Below are 11,193 nucleotides of genomic sequence, written 5' to 3' on the forward strand. Positions count from 1 at the left end.
TTTACTGCACGGCGGCAAGCGCATTGTCGCCACTGCCCTGGAACACGCCGCGCTCGCCAGCCACCAGCAGGTGGCGAGCATTGAGCACCAGCGCCGAGGTCAGGGTGCCGAGGCCCACGCGCTGCGAGCTGTCCAGCAGAGTGCCCTTGGCATCCAGGCGGATCAAGCGACTGCCGGCGCCCACCAGCACCAGGCCCTGATTGTCGGGCAACAGCGCGTGACCGTAGATCGGTTGAGTGCTGCCGACATCGACCGGCTTCCAGCTCTCGCCGAAATCGCTGCTGAGGAATACGTTGCCGCGCATGCCGTAAGCCAGCCAGCGCTCGGCAGACAACCGCACCACGCCGAACAGCGAGCCACTGTAGAACGGCGTCAGGCTCTGCCAATGCTGGCCGGCGTCGCTGGAGCGCAGCACCAGGCCTTGCTCGCCCACCAGCATCTGCCGGCCGTCGACACCGCCATCCAGGCCGTTGAAGTGCGCGCCGTCGCCGGGCATTTCGCGGGCGCTCCAGTGCTGGCCGGCGTCGCTGGATTCCAGGTACTTGCCGTAGCTGCCGTAGGCCACCACGTGCTGACCGTCGCTGCTCCAGACGCCCAATAGCGGCTCGCCCAGTCCGGCGTCGTAGTGCATTTCCTGCCATTGCTGGCCGCCGTCGGTGGAACGCAGGATCCAGCCGTCATGACCAACCGCGATCAGCAGACCGGGCGCCAGGGCGGTGACTGCGGTCAGTGTTGCTTCACGCTCGCCGCCGACCTGGCGGGCCTGCCACGACAGACCGCCGTCGTTGCTGGTGAGGATCGTGCCGCGCTCGCCGACGCCCAGCAGTTGCGGGCCGTCGGCCAGCAAGGCGTTGACCTGGACGCGGTCGGCGTTGATCTGCGAAACCGCCAGCGGCGCTGGCGGGCGTGGAGAGAAAGCCAACGCGACGGCGGCGATGACGATGGCGCTCATGGCGTATCCGATCAGATTGCGCATGACGGACTCCATGACGACAGGTGCGGGCACGGTGCAGGCTTCATCGGGTGATCCTCTGGTTTTTTCTTGTCAGAGGATCATCTGACCGGGTGGTCGCGGGGGCATCGTCCAAATGGCTTAGCCGGGGGAGCTGCAAGCTTTAAGCGGCAAGCTGCAAGCAAATGCGGCGGTGATGCAGGACCACTTTTTCTTGCCGCTTGTAGCTTGCAACTTGCGACTGCAGTCAGGGGAGCTCGAATAAGCCCGCCGCCCCCATCCCGCCACCAATGCACATCGCAATCACCACATACCTCACCCCACGCCGCCGCCCTTCCAGCAGGGCATGCCCGACCATCCGTGCCCCGGACATGCCAAACGGATGGCCGATGGCAATCGCGCCGCCGTTGACGTTCAGGCGCTCCGGCGGAATCTCCAGGGCATCCCGGCAATGCAGGACCTGGCAGGCAAACGCTTCATTGATTTCCCACAGGCCGATGTCCGCGACACCCAGGCCAAAGCGTTTGAGCAGTTTGGGAATCGCCACCACCGGGCCGATGCCCATTTCTTCCGGCGCGCAGCCGCCCACGGTGATTCCGCGGTAGATGCCCAGCGGTGTCAGCCCGCGACGCTTGGCCTCGGCGCTGCTCATCAGCAGGCTGGCAGCAGCACCGTCGGAGAACTGCGAGGCGTTGCCGGCGGTGATGAACTCGCCCTGCCCGACCCATTTGCCGTCTTTCCACACCGGCTTGAGCGCAGCGAGGTCATCCAGGGTGGTGGCGGGCCGGTTGCACTCGTCGCGGCCGACGATCACCCGCTCGTGGCCAGCCGGCTGGCCGTCCTTGTCGAAGAGCAGGCGGTCGGCGGCCAGCGGCACGATCTCTTCATCGAACAGCCCGGTCCGCTGCGCTGCGGCGGTACGTTGCTGGCTTTGCAGGCTGTAGTCGTCCTGGGCAGCGCGGCTGATGCCGTAGCGGCGCGAGACGATTTCGGCGGTTTCCAGCATCGGGATGTAGGCGGACGGCATCACCTCCAGTACCGCCTGGGATTGGGCGCGGTAGGTGTTCTTGTGTTTGGTCTGGGTCAGCGACAGCGATTCCACACCGCCGCCAATGGCGATGTTCATTTCCCCGGCCATGATGCCCTTGGCCGCCACGCCGATGCTCATCAGGCCGGACGCGCACATGCGGTCCAGGGCCATGCCCGGTACGCTGTCCGGCAGACCGCCGGTGTAGGCGCACAAGCGGCCGATGTTGTAGGCCTGGGTACCCTGCTGCACCGCCGCGCCCATGATCACGTCTTCCACCGCGTCGGCCTCGATGCCGGCGCGCTCCACCACCGCCCGCACCACATGGCCGCCCAGCACCGGGGCCTCAGTGTCGTTGAAGGATCCACGGAAGGATTTCGCCAGGGCGGTACGCGCCGTGGCAACGATTACGACTTCATTCAGGCTCATGACGGACTCTCTCAAACAGGATTGAAGGTGTAGCGGCTGATGGTGTCGACCACGCAGCCCGGGCGGCTTTCGCCCTCGATTTCGACGCTGACGCGGACCACCGCCTGCACCGCCTCGCCCAACGACTCGACGCGCAGGATCACGCCATGCCCGCGCACCCGCGCACCGACCCGCACCGGCGCCGGGAAGCGCACGCGGTCGGAACCGTAGTTGACGCCCATGGCCATGTTTTCCAGGGTCATCAGTTGCGGCAGAAACAGATTGGCCAGCGACTGGGTCAGGTAGCCGTGGGCGATGCACACGCCGAACGGGCCGCTGGCGGCGCGCTCGGGGTCGACGTGTATCCACTGGTGATCGCCGGTGGCTTCAGCGAACAGGTCGATGCGCGCCTGGTCGATCTGCAGCCACCCGGTGCGGCCCAGGTCCAGGCCCTCGGCGTCGAGCAGCGCCTGGGCACTGCTGAAGGTATGGCTCATGGCGGACTCCTCAGGCCTGTTGCGAACTGACGGACAGCACTTCGCCGACCATGTATGAGGCGTAGTCGCTGGCGAGGAACATCATCACATTGGCCACTTCCCAGACTTCCGCCGCGCGGCCAAAGGCTTCGCGCCCGGCGAGGCTGGCCAGCAGTTCTTCGCTGGAGGCTTTCTTGAGGAAGTCATGCAGGGCGATGGACGGCGACACCGCGTTGATCCGCACGCCGTGTTCGGCGGCTTCGAGCGCGCTGCAGCGGGTCAGCGCCATGACCCCGGCCTTGGCTGCGGCGTAATGGGCCTGCTCCTTCTGCGCGCGCCAGCCGAGCACCGAGGCGTTATTGACGATGACCCCGGCGCCGCGCCGCTGCATGTGCGGGAGGATGGCGCGGGTCATGCGGAAGGTGCCGGTGAGGGTCACGTCGAGCACCCGCGACCATTCTTCGTCGCTCATCTCGACCACGGTTTTCTGGCCGCCGAGGCCGGCGTTGTTGATCAGTACATCGACGCCGCCGAGCTGGTGTTCGGCGGCGTCGACCAGCGCCTGGACCTCGGCTTCGACGGTGACGTTGCACAACTGGCCGTAGATCGCCTGCAGGCCGGTTTCCGCCTTCAGGCGCTCGACCGCCTCTTCCAGGCGGCGCGGGTGGATGTCCGAAATCATCAACGCCCGGCAGCCTTCTTCGACGCTGCGCCGGGCCGCCGAGTAACCGATCCCGGCGCCGGCAGCGGCGGTGATCAACACCGATTTTCCGGCCAGCAACTGATGGCCGGGTACATAAGGGGGAGCTTGTTTCACAGCGGTTACCTCCAGGTAAATAACCCTGAGAGGTATACGGGGGCGGGATTAGCTGGGCATCGTCAAAACGGGGTATGGAATGGGGGCTTCATCGCTGGCAAGCCAGCTCCCACAGTTCAAACCTGTGGGAGCTGGCTTGTCGGGGCGCCGAACCGCAGCGATAAGGCCCTCATGAACACAAAAAAATTACTGCTCCACTCTACTCATCACCGCCTTTTCATACCGCGGATACAGATGCGTCACGCTGCGAATCAACTCGTACTTGCTCAACTTCACCGACGCAAAACGCTCGGGAATCGGCGTCGCGATCACTTCGTTCATGTCCAGGCCATGCACCGCGCTGTCGCGCAGCAGGTCGTCCAGCCAGCCGAGGTAATCGACCATCTGGTCGAACGGCGCACGGTCGTGGCTGACCGGGCCATGCCCCGGCACCAGCACTTTCCACGGCAAACCCTGCAACTGTTGCAGGTCATCGACCCACTGGTTCAAGCCCGGGCTGTGCGGTGTGGTCAGGGCGCGCTGGTAGAACAGCAGGTCACCCGCAAACAGCACGCCGGTCTTTTCGTCGAGAATCGCCAGGTCCGCGCCGCTGTGCCCACTGAACGCCAGCAACTTCAACGGATGCGAACCGAAGGTCTTCACCCCCGGCTGCATCGTCTGGTCCGGCAGGCGCACCTGGGTGCCGCGCATCCAGTCGCCGACCATGCGGTACATGTTCTCGCTGAGGGCGTCGCCCTCTTTCTCCAGTTGCTCGCGGGTGCCCGGCAAGGCGCCGATCGGCACGTCGGTGAACGCCTGGTTGCCCAGCGCGTGGTCGGGGTGATGGTGGGTAATCAACACCTGCACCACCGGCTTGTCGGTGACTTTGCCGATGGCCTGGCGCAGGGCCTGGCCATAGCGCAGCGAGGGGCCGCTGTCGATCACCACGACGCCGTCCTCACTGACGATAAACCCGGTGTTGACGATGTTGCCGCCGTTGTCGCGGGAGAAGTTGTCGGTGCTGCCTTCCAGCACGTAGGTATCCGCCGCCACCTGGCGCGGTTCGAGTCGGTAGTCCAGCTCCGCCAGGCTCGGCAGGCTGACAAGGCTCAACAGGCACAACAAAGCACGCATCAGCGACCTCATTCGATAGCGGCGTCGAACGCATTGCCGTTGTTGTCACGCAGGCTCAGACGTACCGGGCCCGGACGGCGCAGGTCGAACGACAGGCTGGGGTTTTCACTCACAGCCGGGAACAGTTCCAGGGTCGCCAGCGACTGGCCCTGGGCGTCGAACAGTTCGGCGTGTTCGATGAAGAATTCCGGAATCCCGGCCATCAGGCCGTTATCCATGGGGTGCGAAACCGACAGACGCAGGCGGCTGTAGTCTTCGCGCGGGTAGCGACCACCGAGCACCTGGCCCAGCCGCTGTTCCCAACCAGGCTGGCTGCGCGCCACGCTGGGCGCAGTACAACCACCACCGGCGGCTTCGATCAGGGTCGAGCCGACATGCCAGACGCCATCTTCGGTCTGCACCGCAGCCCGCAACGCCGTGGCCTGTTCGATACGCACACGGATCGCCAGCCAAGGCAGTACCTCCGGCCCTGGCGCAAAATCGACAATTTTAGGTATCGGGTTGAGCTCGGCCCACACCAGCATGCGCTTGACCTTCCCCGGCAGGCCGCGTGCATCGATCTGCAGCGGTACCTGCCGGGCGTCCTCGGCGAACGGCGGTGCGATGACCTTGATCCGCTCGTCGAAGCGGTAAGGCTCATCGCCAATCCATTGTTTTCGGTAAAACTCCCACATCACCGAGGGCACCGGGTCGGGGCCCGGATCCAGGGCGTATGCCGGGGCGCCGACGAGCAGCGCCATCAGCAGGAACGGCACCCGGCTCATGGCATCACTCCTCGACGTGCACGCTGTCGAGGTAAGTGCGGATCGCCCAGAGCGCTTCCTGGCTCAGGTAGTCCGCCATTTTCGGCATGTACACGCGACCGTCGCGGACCGAACCGTGACGCACGCGCTCGACGAACCATTCATCACCGACCGCACCTTCGTCCAGCATGCGCAGGTCAGGTGCGATACCGCCGGACTTGGCTTCCAGGCCATGGCAGGCCGCACAGTTCTGGTTATAGGCCGACGCACCGATGCTCAAGGCTTCATCGTGGTTCTTGCCCGTGCGGTACGGGTTTTCCGTACGCCATTCTTCACCCAGCTTCTCCAGGTTCCCGGTATTGACCGCCGTCGGCGTCACGTTGCCGTGGGCCATGACCGCCCCTGCGCTCATCAGACCAGCCATGAAGATGGCGCTCATCCAGGCGTTCTTAACTGTTGTCATTGTTTTGCCCTCGACTACTTGGTTGCACGGTTGCACGCGAAAACCTCTCTGGCGAAAGGTTCTGCCGGCCATCTTAGGAAGCGCGCCGTACAGCCCCCATGCTGCTTTGGTGGTCGCGACCCAGTCCTTTGGTAGTAGCGCTTGTGAGGCAGTGCCAAATCATGTCCGGACCGGGAAGTTTTCCCGGCAAGGGCGGGAGTTTTTCCGTTTCTCGAAGGGCGCTGGCGTTCCAGTCTATGCAGGCCAAAACCTCCATTGGGAAACACCAACATGACAATAAGATCGTTACCCGCCGCACTCTCTCCCCTGTCCGTGGCCGTCCAGGCCGTGCTGCTGGTGAGCACCCTGGCCATGGCGCCTGCCCAGGCCAAGCCTGTGACCTGGGAAGACATCGCCGACGACCACAAGACCACCAACAACGTGCTGCAATACGGCATGGGCACCAACGCCCAGCGCTGGAGCCCGCTGGCTGTGGTCAACGACAAGAACGTGTTCAAGCTGACCCCGGCCTGGTCGTACTCGTTCGGCGACGAGAAGCAGCGTGGACAGGAGTCGCAAGCGATCATTCATGACGGCGTGGTCTACGTTACCGGTTCCTACTCGCGGGTCTTCGCCCTCGACGCCAAGACCGGCAAACGCCTGTGGACCTACAACCACCGCCTGCCGGACGACATCCGTCCATGCTGTGACGTGGTCAACCGCGGCGCCGCCATCTTCGGCGACAAGATCTACTTCGGCACCCTCGACTCGCGCGTCATCGCGCTGAACAAGGACACCGGCAAGGTCATCTGGAACAAGAAATTCGGCGATCACAGCGCCGGCTACACCATGACCGGTGCGCCGACCCTGATCAAAGACCAGAAGACCGGCAAAGTCCTGCTGATCCACGGCAGCTCCGGTGACGAATTCGGCGTGGTTGGCCAACTGTTCGCCCGCGATCCGGACACCGGTGAAGAAGTCTGGATGCGTCCGTTCGTCGAAGGCCACATGGGCCGCATGAACGGTAAAGACAGCACCCCGACCGGCGATGTGAAAGCACCGTCCTGGCCGGATGATCCGACTACCGAAACCGGCAAGGTCGAGGCCTGGAGCCACGGCGGTGGCGCCCCTTGGCAGAGCGCGAGCTTCGACGCCGAGACCAACACCATCATCGTCGGTGCCGGCAACCCTGGCCCATGGAACACCTGGGCACGGACCTCGAAAGACGGCAACCCGCACGACTACGACAGCCTCTATACCTCCGGCCAGGTCGGCGTTGACCCAACCACCGGTGAAGTGAAGTGGTTCTACCAGCACACCCCGAACGATGCCTGGGACTTCTCCGGCAACAACGAACTGGTGCTGTTCGACTACAAAGACAAAGACGGCAAGCAGTACAAGGCCACCGCCCACGCTGACCGTAATGGCTTCTTCTATGTGGTCGACCGTACCAACGGCAAATTGAAGAACGCCTTCCCGTTCGCCGACAACATCACCTGGGCCAGCCATATCGACCTCAAGACCGGCCGTCCGGTCGAGAACGAAGGCCAGCGTCCGCCCAAGCCAGAGCCTGGCGAAACCCGTGGTAAGTCGGTCGAAGTCTCGCCGCCGTTCCTCGGTGGCAAGAACTGGAACCCAATGGCCTACAGCCAGGACACCGGCCTGTTCTACGTGCCGTCCAACCAGTGGAAAGAGGAATACTGGACCGAGACCGTCAACTACAAGAAAGGCTCCGCGTACCTGGGCATGGGCTTCCGCATCAAACGGATGTACGAAGACCACGTAGGCTCGCTGCGCGCCATGGACCCGACCACCGGCAAGATGGTCTGGGAACACAAAGAGCGTCTGCCGCTGTGGGCTGGCGTGCTGGCGACCAAAGGCAACCTGGTGTTCACCGGTACCGGTGACGGCTACTTCAAGGCGTTCAACGCCAAGACGGGTGAAGAGCTGTGGAAATTCCAGACCGGTAGCGGCATCGTTTCGCCACCGATCACCTGGGAACAAGACGGCGAGCAGTACATCGGCGTGACCGTCGGCTACGGCGGTGCTGTTCCACTGTGGGGCGGCGACATGGCTGAGCTGACCAAGCCAGTGGCACAAGGCGGTTCGTTCTGGGTATTCAAGATCCCTGCCTGGGATACCAAGACCGCACAGCGTTGATCTGAGCTGAACGAGGGGGGCCTGACAGCCCCCCTTTCGCTTTCGACTTCAGGGCTCGCCACCCGCCACCTCTGTAGGAGCGAGCTTGCTCGCGATGGCTATCGACAGACAGCCACGGTTGTTGCGTCTGACGCCATCGCGAGCAAGCTCGCTCCTACAGGGAAGGCATGGGGCACGCCTCCTCAGGAGATGTCCATGAAATACCTTCCACTACTGCTCGCCATTGCCATTTCCCCCGCCTTCGCCGCCATCGCCAATGACGACGCCGGCGACGACAAGCCGCTGACCATCAACGGCTGTGTGATCCAGTCGGGCAGCCAGTGCCCCAACGCCAACCTCGAAGGCGCTGACCTGAACAACCAGGACATGAGCAAGATGAACCTGGCCGGCGCCAACCTGCGCAACGCCAACCTGCGTCACGCCAAGCTCGACCTGGCCAACCTGGAAAAAGCCCAGTTGCAGGGCGCCAACCTCAACCGCGCCAGCCTGCAACAGACCAACCTGCGCATCGCCGACCTCACCGGCGCCAGCCTGGTGGCCGTCCAGGCCTGGGGCATGTTCGCCCAGGGCGCCAAGTTCAACGACGCCAACCTCAGCGCCGCCTACCTTGAATTCGCCCGCCTGGCCGGGGCCAAGATGCACAACGCCAACCTGCAGGCCGCCGACCTGGAAATGACCTGGCTGAGCCGCGCCGACCTCAAGGGCGCCATCCTCGCCGACGCCAATCTGCAAGAGGCCAAGTTCGGCGAAAGCAACCTGGAAAAGGCCGATCTGCGCGGAACCCGCAAGCATTACGCGAATTTCCAGGATGCCAACATGGAAGGCTGCGAGGGCTGCCCCAAGACCTGGGACTGAAGCGGCAGTTGCAAACGGCAAGTTTCGAGCTGCAAGCGAAGCGTTATGTGAAACGCTCCTAACTTGCAGCTTGCAGCTTGAAGCTCGCGACTTCGCGAAGCAGCCCGGTCTGGATCGCCAGATGCACCAGTTCCGCATGGGAACTCACCTGCAACTTGCTTTTGACCAGGGTTAGGTAGTTGGAAACGGTCTTGCCGCTCAGGCACAGGTGTTCAGCGATCATGCGCATCGAGGTGCCCTTGGCGAGCATCAGGAAGATTTCCGTTTCCCGCTGGGTCAGGCCATTCAACCGCGCATCCTTGTCCTGCGCCCGCGGCGGTTGGGTCGCCAGTTGCGTGGCCAGAGCCTGTTCGATATAGGCGTGGCCGGACAACACCCGCCGCACCGCTTCGAGCAGCGTGGCCGGCGTCACCGACTTGGACAGAAAACCGCAGGCGCCAGCGTCCAGCGCCTGGCGCACCAGACCCAGTTCGGTATGTTCACTGAAAAACAGCACGCGCAGTTGCGGCAGGCGCTGACGTAAGCGGCGGGTGGTTTCCAGGCCGCTGATGCCGGGCAGGTCAAAATCCATCAGCACCAACCCCGGCACCTGTTCATGAACCCGTTGCAAGGCCTCTTCGCCGGAGCCGGCTTCGCGCACCGGCAGTTCCTCGGCGAGCACGGCACTGAGGCCCAGGCGCAGCATGGGGTGATCGTCAACCAGCAGAATGTCCATCGGCGTCGTTCTCGTTGTTGTTCGCCAAACCCCATGCTAGAGCCCTGCCCGGCCCGTCCAGCTACTACTTTGGTAGCGCTTTTGCTGTCGATGGTCGCATTCACAAAGCTGCGCTACTGACCTGTAATACCGGCATAACAAAAATGAGACTGCCGACTATGCTGCCCCGCGTCCTGTCCGCCCTCGCCTGCCTGACGTTTTCAGGCCTGCTCGCCAGCACTGCCCTGGCTGACACCCCGTTGTTTTCCGCCGACGGCTACCGCGCCACCCTCTACCGCAGCCCGACCCCGGCCAGCGCCGAAGGCGCGCAAACCCTCGACACGCCCGGCGTCCAGGCGCTGCTCGCGGCCCAGCCGCAGCCGTTGCTGATCGACGTCTACAAACGCCAGTGGCTGCACGGCCAGTTCATCGACAGCGAAGCCCACGCCAACCTGCCCGGCAGCCACTGGCTGGCCAACACCGGCGACGGCGAGCTGGACGCGCAGTGGTCGCAGTACTTCAGCCGTCACCTGCAACGCCTCAGCAACGGCGACCGGCAGCGGCCGATCGTGTTCTATTGCCGCTCCGATTGCTGGCTGAGCTGGAACGCGGTCAAGCGCGCCACGGCGCTGGGCTACACACGCCTGTACTGGTACCGTGACGGCCTGGATGCCTGGGAAGCCGCGGGCCTGCCCGTGGTTGCCGCCACGCCCGAGGTCTTTCCCTGAACGACGACTTCCTTGCGGTCAACGCCAAAAACAATAAGGTGCAAAGCCATGTACAAGATTCTGATCGCCGACGACCATCCACTGTTTCGCGAAGCCATCCACAACGTCATCAGTGACGGGTTCCCCGGCAGTGAAGTCATGGAAACCGCCGACCTCGACAGCGCCCTGGCGCTGACGGGCGAGCACGACGACCTCGACCTCATCCTGCTCGACCTGAACATGCCCGGCATGCACGGCCTGGGCGGGCTGATAAACCTGCGCAACGAAGCGCCGACCATCCCGGTGGTGATCGTTTCCGCCGAACAGGACAAGCAAGTGGTGCTGCAAGCCATCACCTACGGCGCGGTGGGCTTCATCACCAAGTCGTCGCCGCGCTCGCAGATGACCGATGCCATCGAGCAGATCCTCAACGGCAACGTCTACCTGCCACCGGACATCATCCGCACCCAGAAGAGCGGCAGCCGCCGCAGCCAGAACGAAACTCAGGGCTTTGCCCCGGAACTGCTGCAAGCGCTGACCCGCAAGCAACTGTTGGTGCTGGAACGCATGACCAAGGGCGAGTCGAACAAGCAGATCGCCTACAACCTCGATATCGCCGAAACCACGGTGAAGGCCCACGTCTCGGCGATCCTGCGCAAGCTCAATGTGCATAACCGGGTGCAGGCGATCCTCAGTGCCGGTGATATTGACTTCACGGCGTACCTGCGACGTTAGCGGTTCTTCAAGGAATACGGGGGGTTGGACTTGGGTGTTGGGAGCTTATCCATTCGATGTGGCA

12 protein-coding genes are annotated in these 11,193 nt (G+C 63.7%); 4 read left to right on the top strand and 8 right to left on the bottom strand.

Translation table 11 applies throughout. The features are described 5' to 3' along the window. Nucleotide 1 precedes the first annotated feature (1 nt). The 7 genes from DM374_RS28795 to pedF all read right to left on the bottom strand — a co-directional run bounded on the left by DM374_RS28795 (nt 2) and on the right by pedF (nt 5,999). A complete protein-coding gene (locus DM374_RS28795) occupies nt 2–976 on the bottom strand; it encodes a WD40/YVTN/BNR-like repeat-containing protein (RefSeq protein ID WP_110972955.1) in 975 nt (324 codons plus the stop codon). A gap of 223 nt (nt 977–1,199) precedes the next feature. Then, complete coding sequence (locus tag DM374_RS28800; RefSeq protein ID WP_177431624.1) at nt 1,200–2,408, bottom strand: acetyl-CoA C-acyltransferase; 1,209 nt, start codon at nt 2,406–2,408, stop codon at nt 1,200–1,202. Between the two features lie 11 nt (nt 2,409–2,419). Next, on the bottom strand, nt 2,420–2,884 hold the full coding sequence (locus tag DM374_RS28805) for a MaoC family dehydratase (protein WP_110972956.1): 465 nt from the start codon (nt 2,882–2,884) through the stop codon (nt 2,420–2,422). Nucleotides 2,885–2,894: 10 nt separating this feature from the next. After that, the gene (locus tag DM374_RS28810; RefSeq protein WP_110972957.1) at nt 2,895–3,680 is read right to left on the bottom strand and encodes an SDR family oxidoreductase; all 786 of its coding nucleotides are present in this window, start codon (nt 3,678–3,680) and stop codon (nt 2,895–2,897) included. Between the two features lie 186 nt (nt 3,681–3,866). Further along, nucleotides 3,867–4,793 carry a quinoprotein relay system zinc metallohydrolase 1 gene (locus tag DM374_RS28815; RefSeq protein ID WP_110972958.1) on the bottom strand — a complete coding sequence of 309 codons (927 nt, stop codon included), beginning with the start codon at nt 4,791–4,793 and terminating at the stop codon, nt 3,867–3,869. An 8-nt stretch (nt 4,794–4,801) separates the two neighbouring features. Beyond that, nucleotides 4,802–5,557 carry a quinoprotein dehydrogenase-associated SoxYZ-like carrier gene (locus tag DM374_RS28820; protein WP_110972959.1) on the bottom strand — a complete coding sequence of 252 codons (756 nt, stop codon included), beginning with the start codon at nt 5,555–5,557 and terminating at the stop codon, nt 4,802–4,804. Nucleotides 5,558–5,561: 4 nt separating this feature from the next. Beyond that, the gene (pedF, locus tag DM374_RS28825) at nt 5,562–5,999 is read right to left on the bottom strand and encodes a cytochrome c-550 PedF (protein ID WP_095153540.1); all 438 of its coding nucleotides are present in this window, start codon (nt 5,997–5,999) and stop codon (nt 5,562–5,564) included. Nucleotides 6,000–6,350: 351 nt separating this feature from the next. Here pedF and exaA point away from each other — a divergent pair, with 351 nt between their 5' ends. Beyond that, the gene (gene exaA / locus DM374_RS28830) at nt 6,351–8,138 is read left to right on the top strand and encodes a quinoprotein ethanol dehydrogenase (protein WP_225422618.1); all 1,788 of its coding nucleotides are present in this window, start codon (nt 6,351–6,353) and stop codon (nt 8,136–8,138) included. 195 nt (nt 8,139–8,333) lie between these two features. Continuing rightward, the gene (locus tag DM374_RS28835; RefSeq protein WP_110972961.1) at nt 8,334–8,993 is read left to right on the top strand and encodes a pentapeptide repeat-containing protein; all 660 of its coding nucleotides are present in this window, start codon (nt 8,334–8,336) and stop codon (nt 8,991–8,993) included. 58 nt (nt 8,994–9,051) lie between these two features. Here the strand turns inward: DM374_RS28835 and DM374_RS28840 are convergent, their stop codons facing one another. Continuing rightward, a complete protein-coding gene (locus DM374_RS28840; RefSeq protein ID WP_110972962.1) occupies nt 9,052–9,708 on the bottom strand; it encodes a response regulator in 657 nt (218 codons plus the stop codon). 158 nt (nt 9,709–9,866) lie between these two features. Here DM374_RS28840 and DM374_RS28845 point away from each other — a divergent pair, with 158 nt between their 5' ends. Continuing rightward, nucleotides 9,867–10,415, top strand: a complete 549-nt coding sequence (locus DM374_RS28845) for a PQQ-dependent catabolism-associated CXXCW motif protein (RefSeq protein ID WP_110972963.1) — start codon at nt 9,867–9,869, stop codon at nt 10,413–10,415. 48 nt (nt 10,416–10,463) lie between these two features. Then, nucleotides 10,464–11,129 carry a response regulator transcription factor gene (locus DM374_RS28850; protein WP_110972964.1) on the top strand — a complete coding sequence of 222 codons (666 nt, stop codon included), beginning with the start codon at nt 10,464–10,466 and terminating at the stop codon, nt 11,127–11,129. Nucleotides 11,130–11,193: the final 64 nt, after the last annotated feature.

The organism is Pseudomonas huaxiensis (assembly GCF_003231275.1).
Taxonomy (GTDB): Bacteria; Pseudomonadota; Gammaproteobacteria; order Pseudomonadales; family Pseudomonadaceae; genus Aquipseudomonas; species Aquipseudomonas huaxiensis.

What these genes read in the sequence shown, in the direction of transcription:
- DM374_RS28795 (WP_110972955.1), bottom strand. Translation starts at nt 976, where the DNA reads ATGCGCAATCTGATCGGATACGCCATGAGCGCCATCGTCATCGCCGCC.
- DM374_RS28800 (WP_177431624.1), bottom strand. Translation starts at nt 2,408, where the DNA reads ATGAGCCTGAATGAAGTCGTAATCGTTGCCACGGCGCGTACCGCCCTG.
- DM374_RS28805 (WP_110972956.1), bottom strand. Translation starts at nt 2,884, where the DNA reads ATGAGCCATACCTTCAGCAGTGCCCAGGCGCTGCTCGACGCCGAGGGC.
- DM374_RS28815 (WP_110972958.1), bottom strand. Translation starts at nt 4,793, where the DNA reads ATGCGTGCTTTGTTGTGCCTGTTGAGCCTTGTCAGCCTGCCGAGCCTG.
- DM374_RS28820 (WP_110972959.1), bottom strand. Translation starts at nt 5,557, where the DNA reads ATGAGCCGGGTGCCGTTCCTGCTGATGGCGCTGCTCGTCGGCGCCCCG.
- pedF (WP_095153540.1), bottom strand. Translation starts at nt 5,999, where the DNA reads ATGACAACAGTTAAGAACGCCTGGATGAGCGCCATCTTCATGGCTGGT.
- exaA (WP_225422618.1), top strand. Translation starts at nt 6,351, where the DNA reads ATGGCGCCTGCCCAGGCCAAGCCTGTGACCTGGGAAGACATCGCCGAC.
- DM374_RS28835 (WP_110972961.1), top strand. Translation starts at nt 8,334, where the DNA reads ATGAAATACCTTCCACTACTGCTCGCCATTGCCATTTCCCCCGCCTTC.
- DM374_RS28840 (WP_110972962.1), bottom strand. Translation starts at nt 9,708, where the DNA reads ATGGACATTCTGCTGGTTGACGATCACCCCATGCTGCGCCTGGGCCTC.
- DM374_RS28845 (WP_110972963.1), top strand. Translation starts at nt 9,867, where the DNA reads ATGCTGCCCCGCGTCCTGTCCGCCCTCGCCTGCCTGACGTTTTCAGGC.
- DM374_RS28850 (WP_110972964.1), top strand. Translation starts at nt 10,464, where the DNA reads ATGTACAAGATTCTGATCGCCGACGACCATCCACTGTTTCGCGAAGCC.